This is a genomic window from Streptomyces sp. ST2-7A, assembly GCF_021390475.1.
GTDB lineage: Bacteria > Actinomycetota > Actinomycetes > Streptomycetales > Streptomycetaceae > Streptomyces.
Genome location: NZ_JAJUWS010000066.1, coordinates 1 through 17,578, shown reverse-complemented (window position 1 = coordinate 17,578; position 17,578 = coordinate 1). Strand labels below are relative to the sequence as shown.

Sequence of the window (17,578 nt, the reverse complement as noted above, 5' to 3'; positions counted from 1 at the left end):
CCCCCCCCCCCCCCCCCCCCCCCCCCCACGACATCCGGCCGGGAGCGGGGACACCGCCCCATGGACGGCACCGCGCGGAGGCGGGCACCGCCGGCGTGACCGACACGGGGGGGGTGGGCGACGGACGGGAAACCGGCCCGGATGAGATGGAACACGGACCGGACGGCCGCCGCGGGGTCGGGCCGCCCGAGCCGGAGCTCAGGCGGCGACGACGTCCACGGCTTCGGCCGGGGCCTCGATGGTGACGTGATCATCGGAGCGCCGGGTGACCGAGGTCACCCGAACGGGATTGAACATGGGACGCATCGGCGGCACCGTGTCACTCGCGGCGGACCGGGCGAGCTCGGCGAGGGCCAGTTCGTCACCGACCTCCCGCATGAGCTCCGACATCCGCACGTCCAACGCGTCACAGATGGCGGCCAGCAGCTCGGAGGAAGCCTCCTTCTGACCGCGTTCCACCTCGGACAGGTAGCCGAGGGAAACCCGGGCGGATGAGGACACTTCGCGCAGGGTGCGGCCCTGACGTTGGCGCTGCCGACGCAGCACGTCACCCAGCAGGCGACGGAGCAGGATCATCGGTGGCTCCCTCCTCGGACCGTTGGCCTCGCTGGTTTCCATGCCCCACCGTACCGTCTCGGACTCCAACCGTGAGGGGATGGCCGTCGTGTTCGCTGAAGGCGCATGGCGGATCGAACTACTCCCGGGGGATGAACATCGGGCGGCCGGTCCGGGTGTCCGCGGGGCGGAACCGGATCGGTGTGCCGGCGACGCGCCGGCCGGTCCGGTGACGGTGGGCGGGAGATCGGCCACGGGGCGAGCCCGTGACATCCCCGTGCGGCGGATGGCCTCCGCCGATCGACGAGCCGTCCCTCCCGACCGTACCCCGCCGGGGCGTCCCACACATCCGGCGACGGAAAAAGTGAAAAAAGTCCTGCCGGACGGACAACTCCCCGATCACCGCCACACCGAACCGGCGAAGAGGTCGGCACGGATGACCGTCGGAGCCGGTGGACGGGCCGCGCACCGCAACCACACCCCGGGACCGGGTCGCGCGTCCCCGGCGCTACGGGCGGGGGATCCCGCCCGCGAGGAGGGCCTCGGAGAGCGCCACCAGGACCGCCCGGGTGGTCGCGTCCCGGATCTCCCCCCGGCTGCGTTCACCCAGCCCCGGCGGCAGGCGCCGGGCCACCGGGCGGGCGGCGCCGGGCCCGGCCACCGCGATGAAGACGGTGCCGGGAGGATGCCCGTCCTGCGGGTCGGGGCCGGCCACGCCGGTGGTGGCCACGCCCCAGTCGGAGCCCATCAGGTCGCGCACTCCGAGCGCCATCCGGCGGGCCACCTCCGGATCGACGGCCCCGTGCTCCGCGAGGAGGTCGGCGTCCACCCCCAGTACCCGTTCCTTGATCCCGGTGGCGTAGGCGGTGACGGAGCCCAGGAAGGCCGCGGAGGAACCGGGGGCATCGGTGAGCGCGGCGGCGACCAACCCTCCGGTGAGGGATTCGGCGGCGGCCACGGTCTCCCCGCGGCGGCGCAGCAGCCACAGCAGTCGGGCCGCCGGTTCCCGCGCCTCCGGGGCGGGGGGCGGCTCGGAGGATTGTTCGGGGGGATGGTCCACGGGGGTCTGCGGTGAGGCGATCCGGGTCGTCTCGTCGGGTCCGCCGCGGTTCTCGTCACCGACGGGTTCGAACGAATTTCCGGTCACACCCTCGCGTCCTCTCGGTCTTCCCCTCGCCGGTCAGTCTTCCCCTCGCCGGGTTCCGTCCCGGCTCCCGGCGTTCTTCTGTCCCGCCAGGCCGGCTCGACGCAGGGCGAGTGCCTGACGGATGTAGTCCAGGCCGGTCGCGACGGTCAGCACGACCGCCGCCGCCATGACCCACCATCGGAGCGTGGCCAGCGGACCGGTGAGCACGAGGATGTACATGCCCACCCCCACCCCTTGGGCGAGGGTCTTCAGCTTCCCGCCCCTTCCGGCGGGCATGACGCCGTGCCGGATCACCCAGAAGCGCAGCAGGGTGATCCCCAGCTCACGGGCGAGGATCACCGAGGTGACCCACCAGGGCAGATCCCCCAGCACGGAGAGACAGACGAGCGCCGCGCCCATGATCGCCTTGTCGGCGATGGGGTCGGCGATCTTCCCGAAGTCGGTGACCAGGTCGTATCGCCGGGCCAGTTCCCCGTCGAAGAGGTCGGTGATCATGGCGATCATGAAGGCCGCCCAGGCCAGCGCCCGCCAGGCCGGGTCGTCGCCCCCGGCCACGAACATCAATGCCACGAGACCGGGTACCAGTGCGAGCCGGATCATGGTGAGGATGTTGGCGATGTTCCACAGGCCGGCACCGCCGGTCGCCCCTCTCGGAGCGGGCCGGGCCCCACGGCCCGCCGCGGCGGAGGCACCGCTCATCAGCGCCTCCCGAGGGCGGATCCGGCGGCCTCGGCGGCGGACACCCCGGGACACACCTCGGCGACGAGGTCCACGCCCTCGGTCCCGACCACCTCCGCGACGACGAACGTGCCGGGCACCAGGTCCTCCACGTCCTCGCCGACCAGGATCATCTGGCCGTCGGTCTCGGGGGCCTGGTGCGCGCCGCGCCCGAACGCGACCGGCTCGCCCTCGGGGTCGTCGTCCTCGGTCCCGAGGCTCTCGACCATCACGACGATCCGCTCCCCGATACGCTCTTCCGCGCGCTGAGCGGTCAGCTCCTCGGCCAATCGGGTGACCCGCTCCACGCGCTCGGCGACGACCTCCGGGGCGTTCTTGTCCGCGTAGCCGGCGGCCTCCGTGCCGTCCTCGTCGGAGTAGCCGAAGACGCCGATGGCGTCCAGGCGGGCGGCGGACAGGAACCGCTCCAGCTCCGCGAGGTCCGCCTCGCTCTCGCCGGGGAAGCCGACGATGAAGTTGGACCGCACACCGGCCCCGGGGGCGCGGGAGCGGATGGTGTCCAGCAGTTCCAGGAAGCGGTCGGTGTCACCGAAGCGCCGCATCGCGCGCAGCACGCCGGGAGCCGAGTGCTGGAAGGACAGGTCGAAGTAGGGGGCGACCTTCTCCGTACCGGTCAGCACGTCGATCAGGCCCGGACGCATCTCGGCCGGCTGCAGATAACTGACCCGGATGCGCTCGATGCCGTCCACCGCCGCCAGGTCGGGCAGCAGCGACTCCAGCAGGCGGATGTCGCCGAGGTCCTTGCCGTACGAGGTGTTGTTCTCGGAGACCAGCATGATCTCCCGAACTCCCTCGCCGGCGAGCCAGCGCGCCTCGTTGAGCACGTCGGAGGGGCGGCGGGAGATGAAGGATCCCCGGAAGGAGGGGATGGCGCAGAACGAGCAGCGACGGTCACAGCCGGAGGCGAGCTTGATCGAGGCGACCGGCCCGGATTCGAGCCGGCGGCGCAGTGGGGGACGCGGGCCGGAGGCGGGGGCGAGGCCGGCGGGGAGGTCGACCGGGGAGTCGACGACGGTCCCGTCCGGGAGCGGGGTGTCCCCGTGGCCGGGTACGGCGACGGTACCCGCCGCGCCGGGGCGCTCGGTAGGCGCTAGCGGCAGCAGCTTGCGCCGGTCGCGCGGGATGTGGGGGGCGTGCGCGCCCCCGCCGAGAATGGTGCCCAGTCGGTCCGAGATGTCGGCGTAGTCGTCGAAACCGAGCACCCCGTCGGCCTCCGGGAGGGCCTCGGCGAGATCCTTCCCGTAGCGCTCCGCCATACAGCCGACGGCGACCACGGCCCGGGTGCGCCCCCCGGTGTCCTTGAGGTCGTTGGCCGCCAGGAGCGCGTCCACCGAGTCCTTCTTGGCCGCCTCGACGAATCCGCAGGTGTTGACGACCGCCACATCCGCTTCGGCGGCGTCCTCGACGAGGTCCCAGCCGTCCGCGGCCAGGCGACCCGCCAGTTCCTCGGAGTCCACCTCGTTGCGGGCACAGCCCAGCGTGACCAGGGCGACGGTACGGCGTTCAGACATGCTCTCAGCGTACTTCGTCCCGGGCGCCCCGCTTCGCACGGGAGGCGCCGCCCGGGGCCGGCCGGAACCGGGCGCCGAACGACACCGGGCCCGCTCCGATCGGAGCGGGCCCGGACGTGGCACGAAAAGACCGGGGAAGGGGCCCGGCGGGCTCTCAACCCTCCTCGGGGTCCCCCTTGGTGAAGCTGAGCCGCTGCACCTCGCCGGAACCGCCGACATCGGGGATGTGGCGGCCGTTGACGTACAGCTCGATCGCACCGGCGTTGCCGGTGATCAGGTCGATCCGCTCGTCGTCGGTGAAGGTCTCGGAGTCGCCGTCCTCCAGCTCGCCCTCGAAGAGCTGCTGGCCGTTGACGTCGCGCACCGAGACCCAGCTGCGCCCGGAGGCGACGACGCGGACGGTCACCCGGTCGGCCGGGGCCCCGGCGACCGCGCCGTCGGCGGCCTCCTCGTCCTCACCGGCGGCCTCCCCCCCGGGGGCGTCGTCGGCGGACCTGTCGGAGTCCTCGCCGCCGGGCTCCCCCGTCGGCTCCTCCTCCACACCGGCCCCGGCGTCGGTGTCCTCGCCGGCGGCCTCGGGGGTGCCGGCGGGGCGCCCGTCACCGTTGAGCGCGTTGAACCCGACGAAACCGACCACGGCGACGATGGCCGCGACCATGGCCGCCGTCCAGTTCGGACGGCGCGGCTCGGGACGGATGCGCTCCGCCTCGAAGACCGGCGCGGCCGGGGGCAGGGCGAGCGGGGTGCCGCGCTCGGTGTTGAACCGGGCGATCAGGTCGTCCGGCGACAGGCCGACGGCGCGCGCCAGCGCCCGCAGATGCCCGCGCGCGTAGACCTCGCCACCGCAGCGGGAGAAGTCGTCCTGCTCCATGGCCTGGATGATGGGTGCCCGAACCCGGGTGGTGGCGCTGATCTCCTCCACCGTCAAGCCGGCGTCGAGGCGCGCCTTCTGAAGTGTGCGGCCGACGGAGGGGCGGTCCTCGGCCGAAGCGTTGCCTTGGGACACGGGAGCGCCTTTCGAGCGTGAAAGCCGTGTGCTGTGAGGGTCAAGTCTAGGGGGCCGCAGGGACGTCGGGGCCGGTTGAACCCACGTCTTCCGGCCACGGTCGGACACCGTTCGCCGATCGTTATCGAACGCGATCGCGGAGGGGGGACCCGGTGGGTGCCGCCCGCGGCGGCGACGGGGCGCCCCGTCCCGTCACTCAGCGGTCTCCCCACGAATCCGGCCCAGTACACCCGCCACCTCATCCGGCTTCACCAGCACGTCCCGGGCCTTGGAGCCCTCGCTGGGTCCCACCACCCCGCGGGACTCCATCAGGTCCATCAGACGACCGGCCTTGGCGAAGCCGACGCGCAGCTTGCGCTGCAGCATCGAGGTGGAGCCGAACTGCGTGGAGACCACCAGCTCCGCCGCCTGGCACAACAGGTCCAGGTCGTCCCCGATCTCCTCGTCGATCTCCCGCTTCTTCCCCTGGCCGACCGTCACGTCATCGCGGAAGACCGGCTCCATCTGCTTCTTGCAGTGGGCGACGACCCCCGCGACCTCCTTCTCGGTGACGAACGCGCCCTGCATGCGCACCGGCTTGTTGGCGCCCATCGGCAGGAAGAGCCCGTCTCCCTTGCCGATCAGCTTCTCCGCTCCCGGCTGGTCCAGGATGACCCGGCTGTCGGCCAGCGAGGAGGTCGCGAACGCCAACCGGGAGGGCACGTTGGCCTTGATCAGACCGGTGACCACGTCCACGCTCGGCCGCTGGGTGGCCAACACCAGGTGGATACCGGCGGCCCGGGCGAGCTGGGTGATGCGGACGATCGCGTCCTCCACGTCGCGCGGGGCCACCATCATCAGGTCGGCCAACTCGTCGACGATGACCAGGAGGTAGGGGTAGGGGGTCGGTTCGCGCTCCACCCCGTGCGGGGTCTCCACCTCACCGGCGCGGACGGCGGCGTTGAAGTCGTCGATGTGCCGGAATCCGTAGGCCGCCAGGTCGTCGTAGCGCAGATCCATCTCCCGCACGACCCACTGCAGGGCCTCGGCGGCCTTCTTGGGATTGGTGATGATCGGCGTGATGAGGTGCGGGATGCCCTCGTAGGCGGTCAGCTCCACCCGCTTGGGGTCCACCAGCACCAGCCGCACGTCCTCGGGGGTCGCGCGCATCATCACCGAGGTGATCAGGCAGTTGATGTTCGAGGACTTGCCGGAACCGGTCGCGCCGGCCACCAGGATGTGCGGCATCGCCGCGAGGTTGGCGGTCACGTAACCGCCCTCCACGTCCTTGCCCAGCCCCACCAGCAGCGGATGGTCCTCCTCCGACAGGGCGGCGGTGCGCAGCACGTCCCCGAGGTTGACCATCTCCCGGTCGCTGTTGGGGATCTCGATGCCCACCGCGGACTTGCCGGGGATCGGGCTGATGATCCGCACGTCGGGGCTGGCCACCGCGTAGGCGATGTTCTTGGCCAGGGCGGTGATCTTCTCCACCTTCACCGCCGGTCCCAGCTCCACCTCGTACCGGGTGACGGTGGGTCCGCGCGTGAAGCCGGTCACCCGGGCGTCCACCTTGAACTCGGAGAAGACCGTGCTCAGGGACTCCACCACCGCGTCGTTGGCGGGGCTGCGGGTGCGCCCCGGCCCACCGCGGGTCAACAGGTCGGCCGGGGGCAGCGCGTAGGTGATGTCGCCGGAGAGCTGCAACTGCTCGGCACGGCGCGGCAGGTCACCCGGGGGCTCCGGGGCGCGCTTGGTGAGGTCGGGCACCGCCCCCGGCGTGCCCCCGACGGGTGTGGCGACGGAGGCCGCGGCGGAAGCGGCCGGAGCGACGGGGGCCGCCCCGACCTCGGGCGCCGGGGGCTCCACGCGCGCGCCCGCCGGATCACCGCGCCGCATGGACACCCGACTGCTGATGTCTGCGACCACCGGCGAGGGCTGCACGCCGTGCAGCACCGCACCGTCCAGGGCGGCGGCGGTGGCGGCGGCGCTGTCGATCGCCTCCTCCTCGCCCTCGCGCCGGGGGCGGCGGCGCCGCGTGCCGCGCCCCGGGGGGACCGTGCCGGACCCGCTCGGCGGCCTCCTCGACGGCGACCACCTCGTCGTAGGCGTCGGTGGGCTTGTCCATCCGCACCCGTTCGCCGTCCTCGCGGGGTTCGAGCAGGCCGAGCCGGATGGCGCCCTCCCGGAGTCGCCGGGGGATGGCGTTGACCGGGGTGGCGGTGACCACCAGCAGGCCGAAGACGGTGACCAACACCAGCAGCGGCACCGCCAGCGACTCCCCCACCAGGAAAATCAGGGGACGGGAGGTGAGCCAGCCGATCAACCCCCCGGCATCGCGCAACGCCTGGGCGCCGGCGGCCCGGCCGGGGGCGCCCGCCGCCAGGTGCACCAGCCCCAGCACGCCCACCACCAGGGCGCCCAGACCGATCACGATTCGCCCGTTGGCCTCCGGCTTCTCGGGGTGCCGGATGAGCCGGACCGCGACGAAGAACAGCAGCAGGGGAAAGACCAGGTCCAGCCGGCCCAGGGCGCCGGTGACCAGCAGGGTCACCCACTCGCCCAACAGACCCTCGGGGTTGGACCAGGTACCGGCGGCCACCACCAGCGCCGCACCCATCAGCAGCAACGCCAGGCCGTCCTTGCGGTGGGCGGGATCCAGACCGCGGGTGCTGTTGCCCACTCCCCGGAACATGGCCCCCACCGGGTGCGCGATGCCCAGCCACAGGGCACGCAGCAGGCGGTACAGGGGGTTGCGGGCCGGTGGCTTCCTCTTCGCCGACGCCGTGCGCGGCTTGGCCGCCGGACGCGCGGCGGCCTTCTTCGCGGGGGCGGCCTTCTTCGCGGAGGTCCCGCCGGCACGCCCACCGGCGCGCGTGCTCCGAGAGCTGTTGCGAGACGTACCCGAGGCCATGGGCACGAGGTTACCGGTGTCGGGCCCCGGGAGCACGGAGGTCCGACGTGCGCCCGGGGTACGGGCCGCTGGAAACGGCCGGGACGGGACTCCGGGACCGAAGCACCCCCGTCGGTACGGGAGAACGCGGGGACCGCCGAGCGCCGTCCACCCGCCCCCGGCTCACTCCACGCCGGAGGAGGTGGCGGACCCCACCGGGTCCAACGCGTCCAGGGCCCGACGCAGTCCCGCGATCCGCCGCTCCAGGCGCCCCACGCCCGAGACGACCGCCGGGCCGCCGTTCTCGGCCACGTCCCGGGCCAGGGCGTCGGCCTGCTCCTCCACCGAGGCCAGCAGATCGGACAGTTCGGGCAGCAACTGTCGGGAGGCACCCGGGTCGCCCAACTCGCCGTCCAGGCCCTCTCCGAGCAGACGGGCCTGCTCGGCCAGTCGCACGTTCTTCTGGTAGAGGTCGACGAACACGTTGACCTTGGCCCGCAGCACCCACGGGTCGAAGGGTTTGGAGATGTAGTCCACCGCGCCGGCGGCGTACCCCCGGAAGGTGTGGTGCGGCCCGTGGTTGATCGCCGTCAGGAAGATGATCGGGATGTCGCGGGTGCGCTCCCGACGCTTGATGTGGGCGGCCGTCTCGAAGCCGTCCATGCCGGGCATCTGGACATCCAGCAGAATCACGGCGAAGTCGTCCGTGAGCAGCGCCTTGAGCGCCTCCTCCCCGGAGGACGCCCGAACCAGGGTCTGATCGAGCGCCGAGAGGATGGCCTCCAGCGCCAGCAGATTCTCCGGCCGATCGTCCACCAGGAGGATTTTGGCCTTCTGAACCATGGCCTGTTCCTCCTCCGCCCGGGCGGTCTGGCCCGTACCGCCCCCGATGGTGGCTCGGGTGAGCCACCGCTGTCGTGCCGCACATGGTAGCGGCACTCCCCGACCCGGACACACCCGGTCACCGCGGCGTCACGGGTCCGGCCGTCGACGCAAGGGTCGGCCCGGGGTGAACGTCCGGGCCCCCCAAGGGAGTTCCCGCCGACACACGAAGGTTCACCCCGAGGCGGGAACGGCTGTCGGACCGACCGCGCGCGGTCGGTCCGACGGGCCGGTGGTCGGTCCGACGGATCAGTGGTCGCCCCCGTCCACCGGCCCGCCCTCGCCGCTCATCCACCTCCGCATCAGCTCCAGCAGATGGTCGGTGTCCACCGGCTTGGTGACGTAGTCGGAAGCTCCCGACTCGATGCTCTTCTCCCGGTCACCGCGCATCGCCTTGGCGGTCAGCGCGATGATCGGCAGTCCGGAGAACTGCGGCATCCGCCGGATCGCGGAGGTCGTGGCGTACCCGTCCATCTCCGGCATCATGATGTCCATCAGGACCAACACCACGTCCTCGTTGGCCTCCAACATCTCGATGCCCTCACGCCCGTTCTCGGCGTACAGGACCCGTAGCCCGCGCTGCTCGAGAACGCTGGTCAGGGCGAAGACGTTGCGCACGTCGTCATCGACGATGAGCACCTTCTGCCGGTCGAACATCGGACCCCGGTCGGCGGCGCCCGATCCGGCCGCGCCGGGGCGCTTGCCGGTGCCGCGGGTGCCCGTCGGGTCGCCGTGGTCGGTGTTCTCCCGGTCCCGTCCGTTGAGGAACCGGCTGCGTCGCCGCAGCGTCAGGTGCTCCGCCGCCCGTTCGGCGGCCGAACCGGCGACGTCCCGGATCCCCGGCGACTCGAAACCGGCCTCCCCGGTCGACGCGTCCCCGACGGCCCCGGCGCCCGACACGACGGGCGGCGCCGCGTCCTGCTCCCCGACCCCGACGGGGCCGGGGGGCAGTGCCGGAAGGGCCGCGGAGGCCTGCGGGCCGGCGTCCAGGGCCAGCGTCCCGCCGACCGTCTCCCCGTAGCCGGGCGGGGGCAGCCGGGTGGGCTGCAGGGGCAGGTAGAGCGTGAAGGTGGAGCCGCGGCCGGGCTCGCTCGCCGCGTGGATCTCCCCACCCAGCAGACGGGCGATCTCCCGGCTGATGGACAGCCCCAGGCCGGTACCGCCGTACTTGCGGCTGGTGGTGCCGTCCGCCTGCTTGAACGCCTCGAAGATGACCCGCATCTTGCTCGGCGCGATGCCGATGCCGGTGTCGGTGACCGCGAAGGCCACCATCGGCGCCTCCGGGGCGGCCAGCGCCCCGCTGCGCGCCACCTGTTCCCGGATCTCCGCCGGCACCTCCCGACCGGCGGGCCGGATCACCAGCTCCACCGAACCGTGCTCGGTGAACTTCACGGCGTTGCCCAGCAGGTTGCGCAGCACCTGGAGCAGCCGCTGCTCGTCGGTGTGCAGGGTGGCGGGCAGTTCCGGGGAGACCCGGACCGAGAACTCCAGGTTCTTCTCCGCCGTCAGGGGCCGGACCGACGCCTCGATGTAGTCCACCAACTGCACCAGGGCGATGCGGGTGGGGCTGACGTCCATCTTGCCCGCCTCGACCTTCGACAGGTCGAGGATGTCGTTGATCAGCTGGAGCAGGTCGGAACCGGCGTTGTGGATGGTCTCGGCGAACTCCACCTGCTTGCCGCTGAGGTTGCCCTCGGCGTTGTCGGCGAGCAGCTTGGCGAGGATCAGCAGGGAGTTCAGCGGGGTGCGCAGCTCGTGCGACATGTTCGCCAGGAACTCCGACTTGTAGCGCATGGAGAGCGCCAACTGCTCCGCGCGCTCCTCGAGCACCTGACGGGCCTGCTCGATCGCCGAGTTCTTCACCTCGATGTCGCGGTTGGTCTCGGCGAGCTGGTCCGCCTTGTCCTTGAGCTGCTCGTTGGACGCCTGCAACGCCTGCTGCTGTCGTTCCAGCTCCGCCGACCGGTCCTGTAGCTCGTCGGCCAGCTTCTGTGACTGCCGCAGCAGCATCTCGGTACGGGTGTTGACCGAGATGGTGTTGACACTGGTGGCGATCATCTCCGCCATCTGGGCCAGGAAGTCGAGCTGGATCGGGGTGAACTCCTGGAACGACGCCAGCTCGATCACGCCGAGCACCGTGCCCTCGAAGAGGACCGGGATCACCACGACGTGCGCCGGCTGCGCCTCCCCCAGTCCGGAGGAGATCTTCAGGTAGCCCTCGGTGGTGCGGCCCGCGGAGATGGTGCGCCGCTGCCGGGCGGCGGTGCCGATGAGCGCCTCCCCCGGCTTGAAGGAGCTCGGCATGGTGTCCGGGGCGTGGCCGTAGGCGCTCAGCAGCCGCAGTTCGTAGTCACCGTCCTCACCCGGCCCGGCGACCACCTCGGACTTCCCCGAGGACGGGGCCGCCAGGTAGAACGCGCCGTGCGGGGCCGAGACCGCCGGGGCCAGCTCGCTCATGATGAGATCGGCGACGTCGGTCAGCTCGCGGCGGCCCTGCATCAGGTTGGAGATGCGGGCCAGGTTGCCCTTGAGCCAGTCCTGCTCCTTGTTGGTCATCGTGGTCTCGCGCAGGTTGCCGATCATCGTGTTGATCGTGTCCTGGAGGACCAGGATCTCCCCGGCCGCCTCCGCGTCCACCCGCACCGTGTGGTCCCCGCGGGTCACCGCGGTCGCCACCCGGGCGATGCTGCGCACCTGGCGGGTGAGGTTGCCCGCCATCTCGTTGACCGAGTCGGTGAGTTCCTTCCAGGTGCCCGCGACGTCCCGCACCCGCGCCTGACCGCCGAGCTGACCCTCGGTGCCCACCTCGCGCGCCACCCGGGTGACCTGGTCCGCGAAGGAGGAGAGCTGGTCGACCATGGTGTTGATGGTCGTCTTCAGCTCCAGGATCTCGCCCCGGGCCTCGATGTCGATCTTCTTCGTCAGGTCACCGCGGGCGATGGCGGTGGTCACCATCGCGATGTTCCGCACCTGTCCGGTCAGGTTGCTGGCCATGTTGTTCACGGACTCGGTCAGGTCGCGCCACATGCCGGAGACGCCCGGCAGGCGGGCCTGACCGCCCAGCATTCCCTCGGTGCCCACCTCGCGGGCGACCCGCGTGACCTCGTCCGCGAAGGACGACAGGGTCGTCACCATGGTGTTGACAGCGTCGGCCAACTGGGCGACCTCGCCGCTGGCCTCGACCGTCACCTGCTTGGTCAGGTCACCGTTGGCGACCGAGGTGGCCACGGTGGAGATGTTGCGGACCTGCCCGGTGAGGTTGCGGGCCATCAGGTTGACGTTGTCGGTCAGGTCCTTCCAGGTGCCGGAGACCCCGCGCACCTCCGCCTGACCACCCAGCCGACCCTCCGTGCCCACCTCACGAGCCACCCGCGTGACCTGCTCGGCGAAGGAGGACAGCTGGTCCACCATCGTGTTGACGGTGGTGACGAGTTCGAGGATCTCGCCCCGGGCCGGGACGGTGATCTTCTTGGACAGGTCACCGCGCGCGACCGCCGTGGTGACCTCGGCGATGTTCCGGACCTGGAGGGTCAGGTTGTTCGCCATGTTGTTCACCGACTCGGTCAGGTCCTTCCAGGTGCCGGAGACCCCGCGCACCTCCGCCTGACCACCCAGCCGACCCTCCGTGCCCACCTCACGAGCCACCCGCGTGACCTGGTCCGCGAACGAGGACAGCTGGTCCACCATCGTGTTGAGGACTTCCTTCAGCTCCAGGATCTCGCCCCGGGCCTCCACCGTGATCTTCTGCGACAGGTCGCCCCGGGCCACGGCGGTGGCCACCTGGGCGATGTTCCGCACCTGATCGGTCAGGTTGTTCGCCATGCCGTTGACGGAGTCGGTCAGCTCCCGCCAGACCCCCGCCACACCCGGCACCTGGGCCTGGCCCCCGAGGCGACCCTCGGTTCCCACCTCACGGGCCACGCCGGTGACCTGGTCGGCGAAGGCCGACAGCTGGTCGACCATGGTGTTGATGGTGCTCTTCAATTCCAGGATCTCGCCCCGGGCCGGCACCGTGATCTTCTGCGACAGGTCGCCCCGGGCCACGGCCGTCGTCACCTGGGCGATGCCGCGCACCTGATCCGTCAGGTTCAGCGCCATGAAGTTCACCGAGTCGGTGAGCTGCTTCCAGGTTCCCGAGACGTCCTGCACCTCGGCCTGGCCGCCCAGTCGGCCCTCGATGCCGACCTCACGGGCCACCCTGGTCACCTGCTCGGCGAACGAGGAGAGCTGGTTCACCATCTTGTTGACGGTGTTCTTCAACTCCAGCATCTCCCCGGCCACGTCCACCGTGACCTTCTGGGTGAGATCGCCGTTGGCCACCGCCGTCGTCACCTGCGCGATGTTGCGGACCTGGCCGGTGAGGTTGCGGAAGGCGGTGTTCACCGAATCCGTCAGGTCCTTCCAGGACCCGTCGACCCCCTGCACCGAGGCCTGGCCGCCGAGCACGCCCTCGTCGCCGATCTCGCGGGCGACCCGGGTGACCTCGAACTGGAAGGACGAGAGCTGGTCCACCATCTTGTTGACGGTGTTCTTCAACTCCAACATCTCCCCGGCCACGTCCACCGTGACCTTCTGGGTGAGATCGCCGTTGGCCACCGCCGTCGTCACCTGCGCGATGTCCCGGACCTGGGCGGTCAGGTTGCGGAAGGCGCTGTTGACCGAGTCGGTGAGGTCCTTCCAGGTGCCGGAGACCCCCTGGACGCGGGCCTGACCGTCCAGCCGCCCCTCGGTGCCCACCTCGCCGGCCGCCCGGGTGACCTCGTCCGCGAAGGTGCGCAGCGTCTCGGTCATCGCGTTGATGGTCTCCGCCAACTGGGCGACCTCGCCGCGGGCGGAGACGGTGATCTGCTGGGAGAGGTCGCCGTGCGCGACCGCCGTGGTCACCTGGGCGATCTCCCGGACCTGGGCGGTCAGGTTGCTCGCCATCGTGTTGACGGAGTCGGTCAGGTCCTTCCAGACCCCGCCGACCCCCTCCACCTTCGCCTGGCCGCCCAATTGTCCCTCGGTGCCGACCTCGCGGGCGACCCGGGTGACCTCGGACTGGAACGAGGAGAGCTGGCCCACCATCCGGTTGACCGTGTTCTTCAGCTCCAGCATCTCGCCCTCGACGTGCACGGTGACCTTCTGCGACAGGTCACCGTTGGCCACCGCCGTCGTCACCCGGGCGATGTCGCGCACCTGTGCCGTCAGCCGGTGCGCCATCGTGTTGACCGAGTCGGTCAGGTCCTTCCAGCTCCCCGACAGCCCTCGGTCCTTGGCCTGGCCGCCGAGTTTGCCCCGGGTTCCGACCTCGCTGGCGAGGCTGGTGATCTCGTCGGTGAAGGTGGACAACTGGTCCACCAGTCCGTTCACCGTCCGGCCCACCCGCAGGAACTCCCCCCGCAGCGCCCTGCCCCCACCGGCGGTGCCGGCCCGCAGGTCCATCCGCTGGGTGAGGTCACCCTCGGCCACGGCGCTGAGCACCCTGCCGACCTCGGAAACCGGGCGCACCAGGTCCTCCACGAGGTCGTTGGCGTCCTCGATGGCCTTGACCCAGGCGCCCTCGCAGGGACCGGTCTCCATCCGCTCGATGAGCTTGCCCTCGCGACCCACCACCCGTCGTACCCGCGCCAACTGGCCGGTGAGGTGGAGGTTGCGATCCGCGACGTCGTTGTAGACCGCCGCCAGCTCCGCCATGGGGCCGTCCCCCGCTACGGTCAGCCGACGGCGGAAGTTGCCGTCCCGCATCGAGACCAGAGCCGAGAGGAGCCGGTTCAGGGCGACGGCATCGACCTCCACCGTCGCACCCGCTCGCGGCTTCCCCCTGCGCACGCGTGTTCCCACGCGTGCGTGCGCTCCGTCAGACACCACTGTGTCCCTCCCACAGGGTTGGCGATGCTCGTCGGTCCGGCCGATCGTCCCGGACTCCCCCAGTGTTTCACTCCACAAGGACGGGGCGATAACAGTTCGGCAGCATCGCACACCCGGGACCTCCCGGTCCGGGGGAATTCGGCGGACGTGCCGCCCGGGTGGCCCGCGGACGTCAGTAACCTGGCATCCGGCCGCCCGTACGGGCCGCCGGACCCGAGACAGCCATTGGGGGAGTGACGTGATCACCGCGCGAGCTGCGGCCACCTTCGAGCCGGTCGGGCGTTCCGTCGCCACGGCACGGGGCTTCGTGCGGGACACCCTGCAGGGTTGGGGCCTGGCCGAGTTGATCGACGACGCCGTGGTCCTCACCAGCGAACTGGTCACCAACGCCGTGATCCACGCCGGTACCAGAGCCGACGTGCTCTGCCTGCGCGACGAGTCCGGCGTCCGGGTCGAGGTCATCGACCGCCACCCCGAACGGGAACTTCCGTTCGTACCCACCCGGCGCGGTGCCCCCGACCCGGACAGCGAGGGTGGCCGGGGCCTGATGCTCTGTGCCGTGCTCTCCGCCGGCTGGGGCGTGGAGTACACCTCCTCCGACAAGCGCGTGTGGTTCCGGCTCCGGGAGCGCGCGCAACCGGTCGGCACCCGCTCCGCCGGGCCCGTCCTCCCCGACGACCAGCTGCCCCTCGGCGAGAGCCGGGTACGGGTGGCCGTGGTCCAGGTGGACCGCAACGACACCATCACCTCGTGGAACGAGGACGCCGAGTCCCTCTTCGCGTACACCTCCGACCAGGTACTCGGTAAACCCCTCACCGACCTCGCGGCCTGGCCCCACACCCCCGGTACCGGGACCGGCATCGCCGAGGCCCTGCGGCTCTCCCGCTGGGAGGGCAGCTACGGCCTGCGGGCCGCCGACGGCCGCACCGTTCCCGTCTACGCCTGCCACCTCCGCATCCGTGACGCGGGCGGCGAACCCTCCACGGTCTGCCTGCTGGTGCGCGACCGGGAGCGTGCGGTGCTCCAGAGCCCGCTGCGCGTCCCGGTGGTCCACGGAGAGCACGCCGAGGGAGCCGGTGGGGACCCGCTGGAGGGCCTGCTCGGCTCCCCCGCGCCCGACGACCTCAACGGGCTGCTCCAGCGCACCGTCGAGCGCGCCAGGGACATGCTGGACGGCGACGCGGCCTACCTGCTGCTGGCCACCGACGACGAGACCGAACTCGAGGTCCGTGCCTCCACCGGCCTGCCCTCGGCGCGCCAACGGTTCGCCAGGGTCCCCGTGGAGACCGCCAGCGGGCGCTACGGCTCGGCCCGGATGCCCGCCGTGCACGAGGACCTGGCCGACGTGCCCGGTGCCGTCCCCCTGCTCTCGGGAACCGGGATGCACTCGGTGGTCACCGTGCCGCTGAAGGTCGAGGGCCGGCTGACCGGCTCGCTCGGCGTCGCCTCCGAGACATCGGGCCGCTACGGCAACGCGGAGGCCCTGCGCCTGCAGTTCGCCGCCGACCGGATCGCGTTGGCGGTGGAGTCGGCTCGCCTCACCGAGCTGGAGCGCCTGCGCCGGGGGTCGCTGTCCTTCCTGGTGGAGGCCTCCGAACTGCTGGCCGGTACCCTGGACCCGGATCAGACGCTGGCGCTGATGGCGCAGATGACCGTGCCCAACCTGGCCAACTGGTGCGCCGTCTACACGATGGCGGAGGCCGACGCCGTCCCCGTGCTGTCCTACGTCCTCCACGAGGACGAGGACCGCATCGACGGCATCAAGTCCCTGCTGGAGCGGGTCCCGCCGCCGGACCCGGACGTCCGGCTCGGTGTTCGCCCCTGGAGCGCTCCGGCCGACGCCGCGCACAACACCGCGCTGCGCTCCTCGCTGCGCCGGTTGGCCCTGGGCGGCCTGCACCAGCCCGGCGGGGAGGTGCCCCTGGTGGCCACCGCCGCGGCCGTCGGCGGGGAGACCGTGGTGCTTCCGCTGATGGCCCGCAACCGGGTCATCGGTCTGCTGGTGCTCGGCCGTCAGGCGGAGGAGCGCTTCCGGCAGGAGACACTGGAGCTGGCCGAGGATCTCTCCCGGCGGGCCGCCCTCGCCCTGGACAACGCACGGCTGTACCGGGAGCGCACGACCATCAGCCAGTCGCTCCAGCGCAGCCTGCTGCCGCCGGCGCTGCCCGACATCGAGGGTGTCGAGGTGGAGGTCATCTACCGGGCGGCCGGTGAGGGCAACGAGGTCGGCGGTGACTTCTACGACCTCTTCCCCATCCGGGAGGGATCCTTCGGGTTCGCCATCGGCGACGTCTGCGGCACCGGCCCGGAAGCCGCCGCCGTGACGGGGCTCGCCCGGCACGCGCTGCGGCTGCTCGCCCGGGAGGGATTGGGCGGCCCGGCGGTACTCGAGCGCCTCAACGCGGCGATCCTTGAGGAGGGCAGTCGGGCCCGCTTCCTGACCCTGCTCTACGGTGAGTTGTGGCCACGCCCGGAGGGCGGTGCCCTGCTGAAGATGGTGTGTGCCGGCCACCCGCTGCCGCTGCGGTTGAAGCAGGACGGCCACGTGGTGGCGGCCGCCGAGCCACAGCCCCTGCTGGGTGTGATCGAGGATCTCGAGCTGTTCGAGGAGGAGTTCCTGCTCGAGCCGGGTGATGTCCTGCTGTGCGTGACCGACGGGGTGACCGAACGCCGGGAGGGCACCCGGATGCTGGGTGACGAGGGCCTGGCGGAGGTGTTGGGTGGCTGCACGGGTCTCACGGCCGGGGCCGTCTCGGGGTTCTCAGGGACGTACAACGCGAAAAGGCCCCCGCCGTATGGCGGGGGCCTTTTCCTGTGGAGCCCCAAAACGGAATCGAACCGTTGACCTTCTCCTTACCATGGAGACGCTCTGCCGACTGAGCTATTGGGGCAGTTGTTCGGCGGCGACCTACTCTCCCACACGGTCCCCCATGCAGTACCATCGGCGCGGAAAGGCTTAGCTTCCGGGTTCGGAATGTAACCGGGCGTTTCCCCTTCGCCATGACCACCGAAACACTATG

8 protein-coding genes, 1 tRNA gene, 1 rRNA gene and 1 pseudogene are annotated in these 17,578 nt (G+C 71.5%); 1 reads left to right on the top strand and 10 read right to left on the bottom strand.

What is annotated here, in order from left to right; translation table 11 throughout:
• Positions 1–198: 198 nt before the first annotated feature.
• The 8 genes and pseudogenes from LZF96_RS25585 to LZF96_RS25550 form a co-directional block, all read right to left on the bottom strand.
• Complete coding sequence (locus LZF96_RS25585; protein ID WP_233877120.1) at positions 199–576, bottom strand: helix-turn-helix domain-containing protein; 378 nt, start codon at positions 574–576, stop codon at positions 199–201.
• 487 nt (positions 577–1,063) lie between these two features.
• Positions 1,064–1,615, bottom strand: coding sequence for a CinA family protein (locus LZF96_RS25580; RefSeq protein ID WP_233877118.1), 552 nt, complete (start codon positions 1,613–1,615; stop codon positions 1,064–1,066).
• 120 nt (positions 1,616–1,735) lie between these two features.
• Positions 1,736–2,401: a CDP-diacylglycerol--glycerol-3-phosphate 3-phosphatidyltransferase gene (gene pgsA / locus LZF96_RS25575; RefSeq protein WP_233877116.1), complete on the bottom strand. Its 666-nt coding sequence runs from the start codon at positions 2,399–2,401 to the stop codon at positions 1,736–1,738.
• Complete coding sequence (gene rimO, locus LZF96_RS25570; RefSeq protein WP_233877114.1) at positions 2,401–3,951, bottom strand: 30S ribosomal protein S12 methylthiotransferase RimO; 1,551 nt, start codon at positions 3,949–3,951, stop codon at positions 2,401–2,403. The genes pgsA and rimO overlap by 1 nt, the downstream gene beginning before the upstream one ends.
• A gap of 154 nt (positions 3,952–4,105) precedes the next feature.
• Complete coding sequence (locus tag LZF96_RS25565; RefSeq protein ID WP_233877112.1) at positions 4,106–4,957, bottom strand: helix-turn-helix domain-containing protein; 852 nt, start codon at positions 4,955–4,957, stop codon at positions 4,106–4,108.
• A 192-nt stretch (positions 4,958–5,149) separates the two neighbouring features.
• A pseudogene (locus tag LZF96_RS25560) lies at positions 5,150–7,847 on the bottom strand (DNA translocase FtsK).
• Between the two features lie 162 nt (positions 7,848–8,009).
• Positions 8,010–8,669: a two-component system response regulator gene (locus LZF96_RS25555; RefSeq protein ID WP_233877110.1), complete on the bottom strand. Its 660-nt coding sequence runs from the start codon at positions 8,667–8,669 to the stop codon at positions 8,010–8,012.
• 288 nt (positions 8,670–8,957) lie between these two features.
• Positions 8,958–14,555 (bottom strand): HAMP domain-containing protein, encoded by a 5,598-nt coding sequence (locus LZF96_RS25550; RefSeq protein ID WP_233877108.1) that lies wholly within the window; start codon positions 14,553–14,555, stop codon positions 8,958–8,960.
• A gap of 241 nt (positions 14,556–14,796) precedes the next feature.
• Here LZF96_RS25550 and LZF96_RS25545 point away from each other — a divergent pair, with 241 nt between their 5' ends.
• On the top strand, positions 14,797–17,403 hold the full coding sequence (locus LZF96_RS25545; protein WP_233877106.1) for a SpoIIE family protein phosphatase: 2,607 nt from the start codon (positions 14,797–14,799) through the stop codon (positions 17,401–17,403).
• On the opposite strand, the gene LZF96_RS25540 is transcribed toward LZF96_RS25545, so the two are convergent.
• Together LZF96_RS25540 and rrf are read right to left on the bottom strand one after the other, a co-directional pair.
• Positions 17,374–17,449, bottom strand: a tRNA-Thr gene (locus LZF96_RS25540). The two genes, LZF96_RS25545 and LZF96_RS25540, sit on opposite strands and share 30 nt — an antisense overlap.
• Before the next feature lie 4 nt (positions 17,450–17,453).
• Positions 17,454–17,570 (bottom strand): 5S ribosomal RNA (gene rrf, locus LZF96_RS25535).
• Positions 17,571–17,578: the final 8 nt, after the last annotated feature.